Origin of the sequence: Marivivens donghaensis (assembly GCF_030410045.1) — a bacterium.
GTDB classification, from domain to species: domain Bacteria; phylum Pseudomonadota; class Alphaproteobacteria; order Rhodobacterales; family Rhodobacteraceae; genus Marivivens; species Marivivens donghaensis.
Genome location: NZ_JAUFRA010000002.1, coordinates 143,635 through 160,379, shown reverse-complemented (window position 1 = coordinate 160,379; position 16,745 = coordinate 143,635). Strand labels below are relative to the sequence as shown.

Sequence of the window (16,745 nt, the reverse complement as noted above, 5' to 3'; positions counted from 1 at the left end):
AGACCCAACTCATTCGAAAAATGGTGCTCTGATGTCTGTCTCGATGCTATCGACCTTTGTAAAACCCATGCACCCCGAAGGGCGCAAGTTTGTAGCAATCGCTGCAGCGATTACGGTCCTGTTGTTCCTTCTCTGGGAGCCGCTCGGCTGGATTGGCGTCGGCCTGACGGTTTGGGTCTATTACTTCTTTCGCGACCCCGTACGCGTCACGCCTGACCGCAAGGGCATTATGGTTTCTCCAGCGGACGGCGTTGTGTCGCTGCTGGAACCTGCTGTTCCACCTGCAGAGCTAGGCCTTGGCGACGAAGCCATGACCCGCATTTCCGTGTTCATGTCGGTGTTTAACTGTCACGTGAACCGCGCACCTGCTGCTGGCACAATCACCGCGGTTGCATACCGTCCCGGTAAATTCCTGAACGCGTCACTCGACAAAGCGTCCGAGGACAACGAGCGTAACGGCATCACCATCGAGCTTCCCGATGGTCGGAAATTCGGCACCGTTCAGATCGCGGGCCTCGTCGCGCGTCGCATTCTGTGCTGGTCCAAAGAAGGCCAAGAGATCGGCGTTGGTGAACGTTTTGGTCTCATCCGTTTCGGGTCTCGTCTGGATATCTATCTTCCCGAAGGCGCAAAGCCGATGGTATCGATAGGCCAGACAATGATCGCTGGCGAAACTGTTATTGCAGATTTGGGCGAAGCGCCCCAAGCCTAAGGCACCTCATGAGCGAGCACGAAAACAATAGGGACACCAAGGGCCGCGTTCCTTTCGTCCAAATGGTCCCCAATATGGTGACCCTGACAGGAATGTGCTTGGGTCTCACGTCCATCCGCTTTGCCGTCGACGAACGTTTCATGCTCGCCACGTTCCTGATCATGCTCGCTGCTGTCATGGATGGCCTTGATGGCCTCATGGCGCGTCGGCTCAACTCTACGTCCGAATTGGGCGGCGAACTCGACTCGCTCTCGGATTTTGTGTGCTTTGGCGTCGCACCGTCGATCTTGATATACCAGTTTTTCCTGAGCTCTCTTGGCGGCCTCGGCTGGATTTTCGCGCTGGTTTACGCTGGAGCGGCCTGCCTTCGTCTTGCTCGCTTCAACGTAATGAAGGACAAGCCAAAGACGGACGACGGTGAAACGCCCCATTTTGTAGGTGTCCCGTCACCAGGTGGCGCGATGCTCGCGCTGATGCCTGCATTCCTTGTATTCGGCGGTTACTTCGATGCCCACTCGATTCCCATGGTCATAGCAATTTGGCTCGGATTTGTTGGCGTACTTATGATCTCAACAATGAAGACGCTATCGCTCAAGGCCGTCCGAGTTCCACGCAGCCTCTCTCGGGTCGTGCTCGTGCTTACTCTACTCGTCGTCGGTCTCGTGTTCTTCCGTCCTTGGCTGCTGCTCGTATCCGTGAACGTGATCTACATCTTCATCTTGCTTGTTAGCATCGTGAAGGCACGCGGTAACCTGTTCGCTCAGTCCTGAAGCCTACCGCGGATCAAACCCAATATTTTCCTCAGCAACAAAAGAAAACGGGGCCCGTTGGACCCCGTTTTCCTAATTCTGTTGTGAAGAAGAGAATTACTCTTCTGCACCCTCTTCGTCTTCATCAGCACCAGCCGAACGCAGACCCGACGGAGCCGAGATGTTCGCAATAACGAAGTCACGGTCGATGGTCGGCGAAACGCCTTCCGGCAGAGTTACGTCAGAGATGTGGATCACATCGCCGATTTCGCGGCCGGTCAGGTCAACGACGATCTGCTCAGGAATGTCGCCAGCGATAACGCTAAGCTCGACTTCCGGACGAACAACGGTCAGAACGCCGCCTTTTTTGATGCCCGGTGCAGCTTTGTGGTTTTCGAACTCAACGTGCACGAACAGGTTCACACGGCTGGTGCGCTTCAAGCGCATGAAGTCGATGTGAGTCGGCAGGTCTTTTACAACATCGCGCTGAACGCCACGGCAGATCACACGTACATCTTCCTGACCTTCAACTTTCAGGTTGAACAGGGTGGACATGAAACGGCCCTGCTTCAGTTTCTGAAGCAGTTTGTTGTAGTTGAAGTTCAGCGGAAGCGGATCTTGTCCACCACCGTAAACGATACCCGGAACGAGCCCATCACGGCGAGCTTGACGAGCGGCCCCCTTGCCTGTCCCCGTACGTTCCGTGGCGATAAGATCAGGAATCTCACGTGCCATCTTGATAATCTCCATAAGATGAGGGGCCGCCCTCCAAGGGTGTGCGGCCCGATGAAGCCGCGCTCTTACACGCGAATCCCCTTTTTGGAAAGGCGAAAATCGCTCCTTGGTAAAGAGAAAACACCTTGGATTATCTTGCTATTTAAAATGATTCTAAATTTAATGCGCGTAAATTCTGGGAGCGCATTTATGGAAACCATTCTCAACGGCACACTGGGCGGTCTGGTCGCAGGCATTGCGACGGCCTTGGGCGCTGTTCCGGTGTTAATTGGGAAGACACTGAGCCAACGCGCCAGCGATACGCTTTTAGGTTTCGCAGCAGGCGTGATGCTCTCGGCATCCTACTTCTCCTTGATCCTGCCAGGGATTGATATTGCGACAGAGCAATACGGCTCTACCTTGATCGCCTCCCTCATCGCTGGCGTTGGGATCGCCCTTGGCGCTGGATTTGTCGCTTGGCTGAACTCGTCATTGCCCCATGAACATTTCATCACAGGGCAAGAAGGCGCCGACGCTGCTGCAATGGGGCGCATCTGGCTCTTCGTCATTGCAATCACCATCCACAACTTCCCCGAAGGCATGTCGATCGGCGTAGCCTTTGGTGACGGCACAACCAGCGGCATATCGGTTATGACAGGTATCTCGCTCCAAGACATGCCCGAGGGCCTTGCTGTTGCCGTTGCGCTCATCGGGCGCGGCTATTCGAGGTGGAAGTCTTTCCTCGTTGCCGCCCTGACCGGCATGGTCGAACCTATCGGCGCACTGATTGGCGCTAGCGCAGTTTCCGTCACCCACGAAATCCTACCGCTCGGACTGACATTCTCTGCAGGGGCAATGCTGTACATCATCAGCCACGAAATCCTCCCTGAAACGCACCGCAACGGGCATCAGAACCGTGCTACCACTGGTCTTCTCTTCGGTCTGATCTTGATGATGATCCTAGACGTTACTCTTGGATAAAGAGACGGGCACTGTGACCGCACCGCCCTCGCGCGCAAATAAAATCCGCCATACTGCCTTTGTGCCTTAAATATCCTGGGGGTCTGGGGGCAATGCCCCCAGCGACGCTTGCGTCGAAGCGCCTTGCAGCCTAGAAGCCATTCGAGCAATTTCAGGAGGGTCCGATGGGATTCAAGATGGGTATCGTGGGTCTGCCGAACGTCGGCAAATCGACCCTGTTTAACGCGCTGACCAAAACGGCAGCGGCACAGGCCGCAAACTTCCCCTTCTGCACCATCGAACCGAACGTCGGCGAAGTGGCCGTCCCCGATCAGCGCCTTGATGCTCTGGCCGAAATCGCTGGCTCCAAACAGATCATCCCAACACGGATGACATTTGTAGACATCGCTGGCCTCGTGAAAGGCGCTTCCAAAGGCGAAGGTCTTGGTAACCAATTCCTTGCCAACATCCGCGAATGTGATGCCATCGCCCACGTTCTACGCTGCTTTGAAGATGATGACATCACGCACGTTGAAGGCCGCGTGGACCCTGTCGCCGACGCAGAGACCATCGAGATGGAACTGATGCTGGCTGACCTAGAGTCGATCGAGCGTCGCCTACAGAACATCGTCCGCAAGGTTCGCGGTGGTGACAAAGAGGCTGTTGAACAGGAACGGCTCCTGAAACTCGCGAAGGACGCAATCGAAGCAGGCAAACCAGCCCGCACCGTCGAGATTTCGGAAGACGACCAGAAGCAGTGGAAGATGCTGCAACTGTTGTCGACCAAACCTGTCCTTTATGTTTGTAACGTCGAAGAAACCTCTGCTGGCGCAGGCAATAGCCAATCGGCTCGCGTTGCTGAAATGGCAGCGGCTCAGGGCAACAGCCACGTTGTTATTTCCGCTCGCATCGAAGAAGAAATAAGCCAGCTCGACGACGAAGAACAGGAAATGTTCCTCTCTGAACTAGGCCTCACCGAGGCAGGCCTCGATCGTCTCATCCGCGCTGGCTATGAACTGCTTCACCTGCAAACCTACTTCACCGTTGGCCCGAAAGAAGCCCGCGCATGGACCATCAAAGAAGGCACGGGCGCTCCCGCTGCTGCTGGCGTAATCCATGGCGACTTTGAACGTGGCTTCATCCGCGCTGAAACCATCGCGTTCAATGACTACATCCAGTTCAAGGGTGAAACTGGCGCTAAAGAAGCTGGTAAAATGCGTGCGGAAGGCAAAGCATACATCGTCCAAGACGGCGACGTGATGCACTTCCTCTTCAATACGTAAGATTGGCCGAAAAATCCGTTCTATCGTTTGAGGGCGCGGGGCAAACCTGCGCCCTTAACCATTCATACCAGTCAGAATGCATCGTATCGCGCAGCAACTCTGGCCGCTCAGGCGGCGGCGCTATTGAGACATTGCCCTGCGTGCAGCGAACCATCCGCTGGGGTGTATAGATAACCCAATCAAATTCGGAAAATTGGCGCTGATACTTTGGCAGCGCCAATTCCAAAGGATCATGCGGCACATCACACCACCCAGCAAAGATACGCCTCCCAGCCTGTCGTCCCACCTCATGCAAACGAAGATCGCGCCCCAATTTTCGATGCGCTCTCAATACGTCATTTTCGATTTCGAGAATCCGTAGGACGTCTGTGTCGCTACGTTCCCCGACGAGCGACGGCTGGAGGCGTAACCGCCACGCCAAACGATATAGCAGGTCAAACCTTGCTGGATCCGAATGCCACACGGCGGTTTCAGTCAAAATGACAAAGCGTTCCGGCACCCGAGCCTTGTAACGCTCATCAGGCAAAGTCGGCACCATCTCCGTCGCCCCAACCGCCCACTCCACAAATTCAGGCGCGATACGCGCCGACAGCAGGCGCCGTGCAATCCGACGCCATGCTATGGCCGTTCCAGTAAATGGGAGGGTAATCGAATACATGGCGGCATACATTTTTGTTCATGATATGTTCTTTTAAGCTATACGCAAGATCTCTAAACCATTTCGGCCACGAAAACTTTCTGCCAGAGGTGCCTTGTTTTCCTTCAAAGCCATCGCTAAACGGGTCGACGGAGACGTGGCCGAGTGGTCGAAGGCGCTCCCCTGCTAAGGGAGTAGGCGAGGAATCGTCTCGAGGGTTCGAATCCCTTCGTCTCCGCCATTATCTGGCATCGTTATTTAGACTTACTCTATGGTCCCATCGCAGCAAATCTGTGCTACGACAGACCGAGGAGGAGCGATGTCATTTCTTGAAATTCTCGAATACTCGTCTGTGTTTATCTTTGCGCTGACTGGTGCGCTGGTGGCCAGTCGTGCGCAGCTCGATCCCGTTGGTTTCTTTTTTATCGCCGCTTTGACTGCGGTCGGTGGCGGCACGGTTCGAGACCTTTTGTTGGATCGAAACCCTTTGTTTTGGATCGACAAACCAATCGTTCTCGTGATTGCCGCGGTCGCAGCAATGGGCACTTTCTTTACAGCTCACCTACTTGAAAGCCGTTTAAAAACATTAACTTGGCTAGATGCTGCCGCTCTCGCGGTCGCCGTTCCAACGGGAGTTGGCGTGGCCGTGAACCAGTCTCAGGAATGGCCAATCGTTTTGATTATGGGCGTGACGACAGGATGTTTCGGCGGCTTGATGCGCGATGTGGTTTGCAATGAGGTCCCGTTGGTCCTCAAACAGGGCGAATTGTATATCTCAGCAGCATTTATCGGGGCCGCGGCAGCGATGCTTGCGATTGGCGCAGGGATCACGCAACCCGTCGCGCTGATGTTGTGTGCCGGCGTAACGTTTGCGCTGCGGGCTGGGAGCCTCGCTCTTGGATGGTCGATGCCTGCTTACAAGAGCCGTCCACCCCGCCAGTGATTATTCTGGATTAACCATACCCCAGAGCTCGGGCGGAAGTGTTTTGACCGCAAGCACCACGGCAACACAGGCAAAGAGCCAGCCACCTGGTCGCGTGAACATCCAGATAAGAAACCAAATCATGAAATTCAGCGCCATGCGCGGCAATCCCATGAGAAGAAACATCAGATGTGCTCCGGCAAAGTCATGCCGCGGAGGGCATCTTCGGTGCTAACGGGCTTTTTGCCTTCGCGTTGAAGGCGGGTAATCTCTACCGCGCCTTCACCACATGCAATGGTGAAGCCGTGAAGGACTTGCCCAGCTTTGCCGTTGCCGTCGGCCAGTTTGGAACCGAGAAGTTTAACCCGTTCGCCATTCACGTCGCACCACGCGCCAGGGAACGGCGACAGGCCACGTATCTGTCGGTCGATCACTTCGGCAGGCTGGGTCCAATCGATACGCGCCTCTGCCTTGTCGATTTTGGACGCGTAGGTCACGCCATCTTGTGACTGGACCTCAGGGGTCAGTGTATCCAATCGTGACAGAGCCTCAACGATCAGTTTTGCGCCCATATCGGACAGCCAATCATGTAATTGCCCTGTCGTCTCTTCGGCACCGATCGCGGTAGTCTGACGCATCAGAACTGGACCAGTGTCCAATCCAGCCTCCATCTGCATGATACAGACGCCTGTCTCAGCATCACCCGCCATAATCGCGCGGTGAATGGGAGCAGCGCCACGCCAGCGTGGTAGCAAAGACGCATGGATATTGAGGCAGCCATGTTTCGGGGCATCCAAGAGGCTTTGCGGAAGGATCAGTCCATAGGCAACCACAACAGCAACGTCTGCCTGTAGCGCCGCAAACGAAGCGACATCCTCTGCGTCTTTAAAGTTCACAGGATGACGAACGGGGATACCGAGTTCTTCTGCACGAGCCTGAACGGGGCTTGGGCGATCCTTTTTACCACGACCTGCGGGGCGCGGAGGCTGAGAATAAGCTGCGACAACCTCGTGGCCCGCATCGACCAGCGCCTGCAAGACTGGAACCGAGAAGTCAGGGGTCCCCATAAACACAACGCGCATTGGATTATCCGTTCAGTTTCTTTGCCTTACGGATCAGCATATCACGCTTCACCTTCGACAGATTGTCGAAATACATTTTGCCGTTCAGGTGATCGATCTGATGCTGAACCGAGGTCGCCCATAGGCCAACAAAGTCGCGATCTTCGGTTTCGCCCCGCTCGTTCAGGAACCGAACAGTGACCGCACGCGGTCGCGTTACCTTGGCCGAAACGCCGGGCAAATTCGGAGAGGCTTCTTCATGGTCACGAGGCTGAACCGACGCGTGAAGCACTTCGGGGTTCGCCATTTTCACAGCTTTGCCACGCTCGTCCGAACAATCAACGACAGCCAAACGCAGGTCGATACCCAACTGAACTGCAGCGAGGCCAACGCCCGGCATTGCATCCATCGCCTCGACCATCTCAGTCCAAATGGCGCGGATGTCATCGGTAATGGCTTCGACAGGTGCAGCAGGCGTGCGCAATGACCGATGCGGCCACATGACGAAAGGACGATGCGCCATCAGCCGCGCGCCAATTCGCGTTTTAGTTTTTGCATTTTACGCGTGATCATCTGCCGTTTGAGCGGCTTCAGGTAGTCGATGAACAGCGTGCCGTTGAGGTGGTCGATTTCGTGCTGAACGCAGGTCGCCCAGAGGTTATCGAACTCTTCCTCAACCGTCTTACCATCCAGATCGAGCCAACGGACGCGCACCATTTTCGGGCGTTCAACTTCGGCGAACTGGTCGGGGATCGAAAGGCAGCCCTCTTCGTAGACGTTCTTTTCGTCCGACTCCCAAATGACTTCAGGATTGATCAGAACCATCGGATTCGGCTTTGCTTCTGGATCACGCTGTGCATCCATGACCAGCAGTCGGTTCAAGATACCAATCTGCGGTGCCGCAAGCCCGATACCAGGGGCATCGTACATGGTTTCAATCATATCGTCGGCCTGCTTGCGGATTTCTTTCGAAACCTCTGCAACAGGGTCAGCGACCTTTTTCAGGCGCGGGTCGGGATGGATCAAGATGGGTCGCAATGTCATGCTCGGCATGTAGCGTTTCCCGTGCGATCCCGCAAGGATTGGCTCACCACTGGACCTTTGGATCAGATCAAAGCAAACATTGGCGCAAAGCTGGCCTGAACTCTGGAGATCCCAATGAATTTCGACGAAATCATCGACCGTCGCGGAACCCATAACGTCAAATGGGACGAGATGCAGGCCATCTATGGTGTATCTCCTGATGATGGCCTCGCAATGTGGGTCGCCGACATGGACTTTGCCGCGCCCGATTGCGTGCGTGACGCAATCCGCAATCAAGCAAACCACGGCGTGATGGGATATTTCGGAAACGACGGCCCTTATCGCGACGCGATTTGCTGGTGGATGGAAAACCGCCATGGATGGAGCGTCGATCCGAAATCAATCTTCACCACACATGGTCTGGTCAACGGCACAGCGCTGTGTGTTGACGCGTTCACCAATGTCGGCGACGGCGTTGTCCTATTTACCCCCGTTTACCATGCCTTTGCCCGCGTCATTCGTGCGGCTGGTCGCAACGTGGTCGAATGCCAACTGGTGAACAACAACGGTCGGTATGAATACGATTTCGACGCCTATGATGCTCAGATGACGGGTTCGGAAAGAATGGTCATTCTTTGCTCTCCCCACAATCCGGGGGGCCGCGTTTGGTCAAAGGCAGAGCTAGAGGCCGTCGCGGCCTTTGCAAAACGGCATGACCTAGTCCTCGTATCGGACGAGATTCACCACGACCTGATTATGCCTGGTCACACGCACATCCCAATGACCAAGATCGACGGGATTGAAGACCGTCTCGTCATGATGACCGCGACGACCAAGACGTTTAACATCGCGGGGAGCCATTCTGGCAATGTGATCATCGCTGACCCTGACCTACGCGCAAAATTCGCCGCTCGGATGGCTGCGCTTGGCCTCTCGCCCAACTCATTCGGATTATTCATGGCCATGGCCGCCTACTCACCAGGAGGGGCCGCGTGGGTCGATGAACTTTGCGTCTATTTGGACGGAAATCGCCGCCTCTTTGACGAAGGCGTCAATGCGATCCCCGGGGTGAAATCGATGGCGCTGGAATCGACTTACCTCGCTTGGGTCGATTTTGAAGGCACAGGGATGGCTCGGGACGAATTCACAACTCGCGTCCAGTCCGTCGCCAAAATCGCACCGAACCATGGACCAAGCTTTGGCCTCGGCGGCGACAACTTCCTGCGCTTCAACCTTGCGACACCGCGGTCGCGAATTGAAGACGCGGTAGAGCGGCTCAAAGCAGCGTTTTCAGATCTGCAGTAACGATTCGGAAAGCTGGGGTGAGGGAACCATGCCCCAGCTCTGCACCTCCAGTTTAGCTGCTGGTGAGATATCCAGCGGGCAGCTCACGAGCGCGCACGAAATCGGCAGCGGGGCCGTCCGCGGCAGCCTGATGCCATTTAAAATCGAACACACGTTCGCCTTCTTCTTCACGCGATGTGACCACTAGGGCTTGGTACATATACTTGGGGCCGTCATAGATCTTGACGTGACCACGCAACTTTGGCGCGTCTTTAGCATCCATAGCAAAGCCAGTGTCCCACATGCGAAGGATACGATAGACGTCATCACCGTCATGAACACAGAGGCGCGACGACCGCAACAATGCGGCGCGGCGAGCATCTTCAAGACCTTGGCGAACGGCTTCGGGTAGAAATTCGGACATGGGCGTCTCCTCCAGACTTGGATAGGATGATGAGCTTAATAAAAAGCAAATCAACCTATCCATTTGTGCCTGTTGCAAAATTTCCACAGGAAACGTCGCGTTACGCCTTCGCTTTGGGCCGTAGAACGTGCGGACGCGCCGCGTCATAAAGGGCCGAGTCAGGGAAACCATGCCCCCCACCAAGGGCAGGTCCTGCAAGGATCAGAGCCGTCCGCGTGATCTTTGCATCGCGCACTTTGGCATGGATGTCAGAGATTGTTCCACGGATGATCATCTGGTCGGGCCAACCAACGCGATACACAACCGCAACGGGACAATCGGCGCCGTAATAGGGCGCAAGCTGACGTTCGATTTCGCGAAGCGCACGGATGCCAAGGTGGATCGCGAGGGTCGCACCCGTCTTTGCAAAGTTCTCCAGCGTTTCGCCTGCAGGCATCGACGTCGACTTCATCGACATGCGAGTGAGCACGATCGACTGCGCAAGCTCAGGGATTGTCAACTCTTGACCGAGCGCCGCAGCAGCAGCGGCATAAGCTGGCACACCCGGTACGATCTGATAGTCGATATTGTCAGCCTTCAGACGGCGGATCTGTTCAGCAATCGCTCCGTAAAGAGACGGGTCGCCCGAGTGGACGCGCGCGACATTCTCTCCACGTTGATGAGCAGCCACGATCTCTGCGTGCGTTTCATCCAGCGTCATCGGCGCGGTATCCATGACACGCGCACCTTCAGGCGCACAGGCGACGACTTGCTCGGGGACCAACGAACCCGCGTAGAGACACACAGGGCATTCGCCAATCAAACGCTGCGCTTTGATCGTGAGCAGTTCTGGATCACCCGGTCCAGCACCGATGAAAAATACGGTCATTTGGAATTCCTTTCACCGCTCAGGTCGCCATCAATTTTGCGAGCATACCCACGGGGCGTGAACATACGTGGGCCTTCGCCCAATTGAGCCAGACGGCTATTTGACGAACCAACCAGAACAACAGTCAACATATCGACTTCATCCACCTCAAGGTCGGCAAGACGGCGATAGCGAACATATTCTTCGGGACGGCCAAGCGAGGACGCCAGCATCACGGGCGTATCCGCAGGGCGGTGCTGCAACAGGATATCACGTGCTTCAGCCAACAATGTGCGGCGTGTTTTCGAAACGGGGTTGTAGAACGCGATGACAAAGTCGCCCTCGGCGGCGGCGTGGAGACGGCGAATAATATCATCACGCGGTGTCAGAAGGTCAGAAAGCGAAATCGTGCAGAAGTCATGACCCAGCGGCGCACCAGCCCGAGCTGCCGCACCCTGAAGCGCAGAAACACCCGGCGAACAAACGACATCAACACGACGTGCAGCATCAGAAACGCCGAGGGCTTCTGGCGAACGGTCCAGCAATTCGAACGTCAGCGCACCCATCGCATAGATGCCCGCATCGCCCGAACAAACCAACGCAACGTTGCGCCCTTCGCCAGCGCGTTCTAGCGCATAACGGCAACGATCCTCTTCACCGCCGAGCGGGAAATCGCTGCGAATTTTTCCATGTGCGAGCGGGCCGAGAAGATCAATATACAATCCGTAACCAACCAGTTCATCGGCCTCCGCGACCAATTTGGACACTTCAGGCGTCCTCCATGTCGCCTGCCCAGGCCCAATGCCAACGACCGATAGACGACCACGGGAACGGCCCTTCATTTCGGTGATCGGAGCATTAGCGCGTGCAATCGCACAAGTCGTATTTGCGGCCTTTGTCTTCTCAACAACCAGCTTACCGTCAGATGCCGCCAGAGCTGCACCTTCGGACACGCCGTGGCAGCCGACTTCGGCGAATACGACATCAGACGGGTTCGCGATCTTCTGTGCTTCGAGCTCTTCCGCTGTGAACAAACGCAACGGCACTCCAAGACGTTTGGCCACTGTGTTCATCGCAGGCTCATCACCTTTGAGGTCAATGGTCGCGACACAGGCCACCGCACCCTGTGCGATACCTGCGTTTTGCAGGGTCGTCGTCACAAGAGACCAAAGTTCTTCAGCATCGGCATTGCGCGCGCACCCGACCCCGACGACATAGGTCTGAGGATGGTAAACCAGCGTTTTCGCGTTTCCTTCCACAGGTGCCTCAGACACGACGAGATTGACCGCACCCCCATTGGCTTCGAGGTCGAAAATGTTCTCGCCAGTCAGCGAAATCCCTTCGCCTGCAAGAATAGCCGCCATCGCGTCTTTGGCGTCCAGCGGGTTGGCCAGACGATAGCCAGCGGGCGGCGCGTCAAGCGCAACACCGATCGCAACATCACCTGCGGTGGTAACGGCAGCTTTGGCCTCCAGAACAGTCGCAATCTCTTGCGCCAGACGGTTCGCGCCACGATGACCACCCAACAACGGAATCACGACAGAACCGTCATCGCTAACTGAAAGGACGGGGGGGTCGCTGCGCTTATCCGACAAAAGCGGGGCAACGGCACGGATCAAAATACCAGAGGCACAGACACCAATGATCGGAACACCCGCAGCGAACAAATCACGCGCATGATCCAACGCATTTCCGAAATACGCATCCGCTTGGTCGACACGGCCTTCGCGACCATGGACGGCCAAACCCAAGGCAGCGGCGACTTTATGCGCCACGGCCTCACCAGAGCGCGAAAGCGCCATCACAACAGGTTTTACAGCCACGGGTCGGCTCCCTTTGTCAGAAGTATCATTGAGAAGTAAGGCGCATTTTCCGGCGCATCGCGGAGCGGAAGGACGACTTGATTTTGTAAGGTCGCGCGTTCAATGTAGGTGGCATGTTCGACCAGCCCCAAATCACTAATTACCGCACGAATTTTGGCCAAGTGACGGCCAACTTTCATAATTGCCACACTTTCTGCGCCAGTAATTCGCGAACGAAGTTCATCTTCGGGTAGCGGACCAGGCAGCACGGTTAAGCGTTCATTGCGGGCAACCAAGGGCCGACCGGCGACAGAGGCACATGCAGTGATCGACGTCACACCGGGAACGACTTCGCATTTAAATCTGTCGGACAAGCGAGCGTAGAGATACATGAAAGAGCCGTAGAAAAACGGATCGCCTTCGCAGAGAACGACAACGTCCTGCCCTGCCTCCAACGCCTCCGCAATCTGCGCGGCGCCTACGTCGTAGGCCGCTTGCGCAGGGCCCCGTTCGGTCGTCATCGGGACTTCCATGACGATCTCTTTTGCATCCGCAGAAATCAAATCAGCAGCGATCGAACGCGCGAAGCTCTCGCCACCAACAAGCGCAGGATAGGCGACAACGCGTGCTCCCTCGATCAGGCGAGCGGCGCGCAAGGTTATCAAGTCGGGCGCGCCTGGCCCGAGGCCAACACCGTAGAGAATTCCGGTCATGATTTAACGATGCTCCATTGGGTCACGGTCATTGCCGGTCGCCAGCCCGTTAGGCGGCCGACTGGCTCTGCTCGTTCAACCGAGAGGCGGATCAATTGCCCGCCAAATTTCGAATGTAGGTCGCGCAATACGGCTTCGGTTTCGAGGGTAACGGCGTTCGCAACGAAACGACCGAGGCTGGACAATGCGTCCCACGCGATCTCGAAGGTCTCTTGGGTCAAGCCACCGCCGACAAAGACCGCATCTGGTGTCGGCAATCCATCCAAACACTCAGGTGCACAACCCTCAATCACGGTTAACCGGGGTGCCCCCAGTGACAAAGCATTCTGGGTCGCGAGGGCGATGCGATCCGCCCGAGGTTCAACCCCAAATGCCACCGCATCCCGTGCGCCACGCATCCATTCAATCGCAACCGACCCGCTTCCGCAGCCGATGTCCCAAAGGACCGCACCACGCATCGGCATGAGTTTGGCCAAGGTGATTGCCCGGACTTCTTGTTTCGTCATTGTTCCGTCAGAGGCGAACGCATCATCAGGCAGCCCCATCAGTGGCAACACTTGCGCGCCCTCGCCCGCAATGCATTCAACGGCCATACTGTTGAAGTCAGGGACAACGTGATTCCATTCAGAGGCAATCCCGTCAAATCGCGCTTCCCGATCACCGCCCAGCGCACCGAACACCGTGATCCTAGACGCACCATAGCCACGCGCTGTCAAAATTTCCGCAACTTCCGAAGGCGTTTGCGCACCCGTCGTTAACAAAAGCAAACGCGCATTAGGCCGAATAAAAGGGATCATCTGTTGAACAGGTCGCCCGTGGACGGTCAGCGTTTCGAGGTCGGCAAGGCTCCACCCCATTCGAACGGCAAGCCACTGGAATGCCGAAAGCTGTGGATGAAAAACCACCTCCTCCGCTTCGAAAGACTTCGCGATTTTTGGCCCCACCGAATACCAAAGCGGATCACCCGTCGCCAAAACAACGACCTTCTTACCGCGATGTGTGCGAATGGTGTCGATCAACGCGTCAAACGGAGACGGCCACGCTATCCGCTCTGCCTTGAGGTTAGGGGTCAGCCCATGATGACGTTCACCACCGATCACGACGTCGGCCTGCTCCACCGTCGTACGGGTGACAGGCGTTAGACCATCCATCCCGTCTTCACCGATCCCAACGATGTTGAGCCAAGCGGTCATATCCGTTCCTCTGGCAGACCTGCAGCGAGGGCGTTGACCGCAGCGGATGCCATCGCAGATCCACCTTTGCGGCCCTTAAGGGCAACAAAATCAATGCCACGAGAATTAGCAGCGAGTTCTGCTTTTGACTCAGCAGCGCCAATGAAGCCAACGGGGAAGCCTAGGATGACAGCAGGTTTTGGAAAACCCTCATCGATCAGTTCAAGCAGGTGAAAAAGGGCAGTCGGCGCATTACCGACGGCGACCACGGCGCCCTCGATATGAGGTTCCCAGAGGCGAACCGCAGCGGCACTGCGGGTGTTCCCAATCTCTTGAGCCAATTCAGGCGTCCGAGGATCGTTCAGTGTCACGATCACGTCGTTCTGTGCTGGCAGATAGCGACGGATGATCCCTGCTCCGACCATCTCGCAGTCACACAGGATCGGCTTGCCCGACTGCAGCGCCGCATGACCCACGGAATACACCGACGGAGTAAACGCAAGACGATCTGCGATTTCGACCATGCCACAGGAATGGATCAACCGCGTCACCAACGGCTGCATGTCCTGCGGGAATCGATCAAGGCGCGCCTCTTTGCGCACAGTGGCAAAGCTCTGCGCGTAAATCGCGGATGGGTCTTTTTCGTATGGGCGCATGTGTGGGTTCCCTGTCAGGGCAGCGGCCGCCCCGACGCCTCGATCAGAGGGGTGGGGCGGGTGTGATAGTCAGGGCTTCTTTGATTTCAGCGCGCTCTTTGGACCCAAGGGGTGATCGGCGTGCGGATAAGGAGCATGGTGATGGTCGTGCCCGTGATCATGCCCATGATGGTGGTGGTGATCGTGGTCATGATGGTGATGATGCCCATCATCGTGATGGTGGTGGTGCCCATGGTGATGATCGTGGTCATGGTGGTGATCATGGTCATGGTGATGGTGATGATGACCGTGGTCGTGATGGGTGTGTCCTTGCAGACGGCACAAGCCTGTACAGAAGGTATCGCACAGCGAACAGTCCGCAACGTTCGAACCCGGTGCGCTCGCCCCTTGGCCTTCCACATGGTGATGGTGGCTTTCTTGCACGGCACCCACTTCGGCCTCAAAGCCGATCACTTCGGTGCGGTATTTGCACAATACGCAAGTCGGAGGGGGGACTTCGCCGTAGGCAGGATGGCCGCTCGCCTCAAGTGCCGCGCGACGCTCTTCAGGGGAAATCTGGCTCGCCTCACCGTCCTCAATCGCGAGCACCTGCGCGCGGAACGGGCATATACCGCAGTTCGGAACAGGAACGCTGCCCGTCTGTTCTTTGATACGTTCCGCAAAGGTTTCGAGAACCTTAGGGTGATCATTCAGATAGCCTGCTTTGACGAACTGGATGTCGCTGTGTTCAGCCGCAACCTGATCGGTAAAGCCGTAAATGCGGTCGATCAGAATGCCTGTGAACAAGAAGTATGGGAACACGACGACGCGCTTGTAGCCTAGCTTTGCAACATGCTGGAGGGCTGGTTCGACCAGCGGGAATGTGACGCCGGAATACCCGACCTCACACCAGCCAAATCCCATACCCTCCCAGAGCATACGAGCAATCTTGGACACGTTGCTGTTCGCATCGGGGTCAGATGCACCGCGCCCAATCACGACCAAGCAGGTTTCGTGCATCGGCACATCACCAAGGTCCGCGTTGGCAGCATCAACGGCAGTCTGAATGCGATCTGCCGCCGCCGCGATCATCTTGGGATCGACGCCCAATTCACGACCATATTTCACGTCGATACCGTGCTTGGCCGCGTAGGTGTTCAGCACGGTGGGAATGTCGTTCTTAGAGTGCATCGCCGCAAAGAGCATACCCGGAACAGCGAGGATACGTTCGCAGCCAGCGTTCCGAAGATTATCGAGACCATCGCGGATCACAGGGTTCGCAAACTCGAGGTAGCCATAATCAACCATCCAGTCCGACGGCAGATAGGCGGGCAGCTTCTCGGCCAGCACTTTGAACTCATCAACTGCTGACTGGCTCCGCGAACCGTGGCCGCAGATCATTACACCCGTTTTCATGCTGGCACCTCTTCGCCTTCGACTTCTTCTTCGGTCTCTTCGTCAGCCTCTTTTGACGCCTTTTCAGCGTTTTCTTTACGCGCCTTCAAAGCCTCACGAAGCCCAAGCAGGATCGCAAGACCCAGCGCCGCACCTGCCACCCAATGGTCGTGACCAGCCATCTCGCCCAAATGGCCCACGTGGGCCGAGGCGGCATTTGCCGTCAGCAAAAGGATAAGAGTAAGCGCGCTGCGCATGGCGTGACCTCCGTTCCGATAAAGACCAGAGGACCGCGAAAGTGCGGGGATCGGACGACGTGAGCTTTGGTCCCAATTCAGGTCAACCGCCGCACCACCAACCGCTCTGGCCTAGTTTAGGCTTCGTCTCGGGCCTTCCTACAGGGGTAGGGCAT

At 56.4% G+C, this 16,745-nt stretch carries 20 protein-coding genes and 1 tRNA gene; 7 read left to right on the top strand and 14 right to left on the bottom strand.

Features of this window, described 5'->3' with window-relative positions; genetic code table 11:
- Positions 1–31 precede the first annotated feature (31 nt).
- Both QWY83_RS02555 and pssA read left to right on the top strand, forming a co-directional pair.
- Positions 32–712 carry a phosphatidylserine decarboxylase gene (locus QWY83_RS02555; RefSeq protein WP_249946109.1) on the top strand — a complete coding sequence of 227 codons (681 nt, stop codon included), beginning with the start codon at positions 32–34 and terminating at the stop codon, positions 710–712.
- Between the two features lie 8 nt (positions 713–720).
- Positions 721–1,482 (top strand): CDP-diacylglycerol--serine O-phosphatidyltransferase, encoded by a 762-nt coding sequence (gene pssA / locus QWY83_RS02550; RefSeq protein ID WP_290245315.1) that lies wholly within the window; start codon positions 721–723, stop codon positions 1,480–1,482.
- Positions 1,483–1,578: 96 nt separating this feature from the next.
- Here pssA and QWY83_RS02545 read toward each other — a convergent pair whose 3' ends face one another.
- On the bottom strand, positions 1,579–2,196 hold the full coding sequence (locus tag QWY83_RS02545; RefSeq protein WP_249946111.1) for a 50S ribosomal protein L25/general stress protein Ctc: 618 nt from the start codon (positions 2,194–2,196) through the stop codon (positions 1,579–1,581).
- Between the two features lie 189 nt (positions 2,197–2,385).
- Here QWY83_RS02545 and QWY83_RS02540 point away from each other — a divergent pair, with 189 nt between their 5' ends.
- A complete protein-coding gene (locus tag QWY83_RS02540; RefSeq protein WP_249946112.1) occupies positions 2,386–3,156 on the top strand; it encodes a ZIP family metal transporter in 771 nt (256 codons plus the stop codon).
- 164 nt (positions 3,157–3,320) lie between these two features.
- A complete protein-coding gene (gene ychF / locus QWY83_RS02535) occupies positions 3,321–4,418 on the top strand; it encodes a redox-regulated ATPase YchF (protein WP_067547979.1) in 1,098 nt (365 codons plus the stop codon).
- Here the strand turns inward: ychF and QWY83_RS02530 are convergent.
- Positions 4,408–5,088, bottom strand: a complete 681-nt coding sequence (locus QWY83_RS02530; RefSeq protein WP_249946113.1) for a DUF4130 domain-containing protein — start codon at positions 5,086–5,088, stop codon at positions 4,408–4,410. The genes ychF and QWY83_RS02530 overlap by 11 nt on opposite strands.
- A 118-nt stretch (positions 5,089–5,206) precedes the next feature.
- Between QWY83_RS02530 and QWY83_RS02525 the strand changes: the two genes are divergently transcribed.
- Both QWY83_RS02525 and QWY83_RS02520 read left to right on the top strand, forming a co-directional pair.
- Positions 5,207–5,296, top strand: a tRNA-Ser gene (locus QWY83_RS02525).
- A gap of 78 nt (positions 5,297–5,374) precedes the next feature.
- Positions 5,375–5,998: a trimeric intracellular cation channel family protein gene (locus QWY83_RS02520; RefSeq protein WP_249946114.1), complete on the top strand. Its 624-nt coding sequence runs from the start codon at positions 5,375–5,377 to the stop codon at positions 5,996–5,998.
- Here the strand turns inward: QWY83_RS02520 and QWY83_RS02515 are convergent, their stop codons facing one another.
- The 4 genes from QWY83_RS02515 to def (QWY83_RS02500) are packed head-to-tail and all read right to left on the bottom strand — an operon-like array spanning position 5,999 to position 8,082.
- Positions 5,999–6,163, bottom strand: a complete 165-nt coding sequence (locus QWY83_RS02515; RefSeq protein ID WP_158664457.1) for a hypothetical protein — start codon at positions 6,161–6,163, stop codon at positions 5,999–6,001. It lies immediately after the preceding gene.
- Positions 6,163–7,059: a methionyl-tRNA formyltransferase gene (gene fmt, locus QWY83_RS02510; protein ID WP_249946115.1), complete on the bottom strand. Its 897-nt coding sequence runs from the start codon at positions 7,057–7,059 to the stop codon at positions 6,163–6,165. The genes QWY83_RS02515 and fmt overlap by 1 nt, the downstream gene beginning before the upstream one ends.
- 4 nt (positions 7,060–7,063) lie before the next feature.
- Positions 7,064–7,561 (bottom strand): peptide deformylase, encoded by a 498-nt coding sequence (def, locus tag QWY83_RS02505; protein ID WP_249946116.1) that lies wholly within the window; start codon positions 7,559–7,561, stop codon positions 7,064–7,066.
- Positions 7,561–8,082, bottom strand: a complete 522-nt coding sequence (def, locus tag QWY83_RS02500; protein ID WP_249946117.1) for a peptide deformylase — start codon at positions 8,080–8,082, stop codon at positions 7,561–7,563. The genes def (QWY83_RS02505) and def (QWY83_RS02500) overlap by 1 nt, the downstream gene beginning before the upstream one ends.
- 114 nt (positions 8,083–8,196) lie before the next feature.
- On the opposite strand from def (QWY83_RS02500), the gene QWY83_RS02495 reads away from it, so the two are divergent.
- Positions 8,197–9,366, top strand: coding sequence for a MalY/PatB family protein (locus tag QWY83_RS02495; RefSeq protein ID WP_249946118.1), 1,170 nt, complete (start codon positions 8,197–8,199; stop codon positions 9,364–9,366).
- Between the two features lie 52 nt (positions 9,367–9,418).
- Here QWY83_RS02495 and QWY83_RS02490 read toward each other — a convergent pair whose 3' ends face one another.
- From QWY83_RS02490 to QWY83_RS02455, 8 genes are all read right to left on the bottom strand, one after another.
- The gene (locus QWY83_RS02490; protein WP_067552149.1) at positions 9,419–9,769 is read right to left on the bottom strand and encodes a hypothetical protein; all 351 of its coding nucleotides are present in this window, start codon (positions 9,767–9,769) and stop codon (positions 9,419–9,421) included.
- Between the two features lie 100 nt (positions 9,770–9,869).
- The gene (gene cobM, locus QWY83_RS02485) at positions 9,870–10,637 is read right to left on the bottom strand and encodes a precorrin-4 C(11)-methyltransferase (protein ID WP_249946119.1); all 768 of its coding nucleotides are present in this window, start codon (positions 10,635–10,637) and stop codon (positions 9,870–9,872) included.
- On the bottom strand, positions 10,634–12,439 hold the full coding sequence (cobJ, locus tag QWY83_RS02480) for a precorrin-3B C(17)-methyltransferase (RefSeq protein WP_249946120.1): 1,806 nt from the start codon (positions 12,437–12,439) through the stop codon (positions 10,634–10,636). The genes cobM and cobJ overlap by 4 nt, the downstream gene beginning before the upstream one ends.
- Entirely contained in the window at positions 12,430–13,131 is a 702-nt protein-coding gene (gene cobI / locus QWY83_RS02475; protein WP_249946121.1) for a precorrin-2 C(20)-methyltransferase, read from the bottom strand. Before cobI ends, cobJ begins: the two co-directional genes overlap by 10 nt.
- Positions 13,128–14,324, bottom strand: coding sequence for a precorrin-6y C5,15-methyltransferase (decarboxylating) subunit CbiE (cbiE, locus tag QWY83_RS02470; protein WP_249946122.1), 1,197 nt, complete (start codon positions 14,322–14,324; stop codon positions 13,128–13,130). Before cbiE ends, cobI begins: the two co-directional genes overlap by 4 nt.
- Positions 14,321–14,959, bottom strand: a complete 639-nt coding sequence (locus tag QWY83_RS02465; protein ID WP_105234048.1) for a precorrin-8X methylmutase — start codon at positions 14,957–14,959, stop codon at positions 14,321–14,323. Before QWY83_RS02465 ends, cbiE begins: the two co-directional genes overlap by 4 nt.
- 69 nt (positions 14,960–15,028) lie before the next feature.
- The gene (locus QWY83_RS02460; protein ID WP_249946123.1) at positions 15,029–16,354 is read right to left on the bottom strand and encodes a sirohydrochlorin chelatase; all 1,326 of its coding nucleotides are present in this window, start codon (positions 16,352–16,354) and stop codon (positions 15,029–15,031) included.
- Positions 16,351–16,590: a DUF6732 family protein gene (locus tag QWY83_RS02455; RefSeq protein WP_249946124.1), complete on the bottom strand. Its 240-nt coding sequence runs from the start codon at positions 16,588–16,590 to the stop codon at positions 16,351–16,353. Before QWY83_RS02455 ends, QWY83_RS02460 begins: the two co-directional genes overlap by 4 nt.
- Between the last annotated feature and the right edge of the window lie 155 nt (positions 16,591–16,745).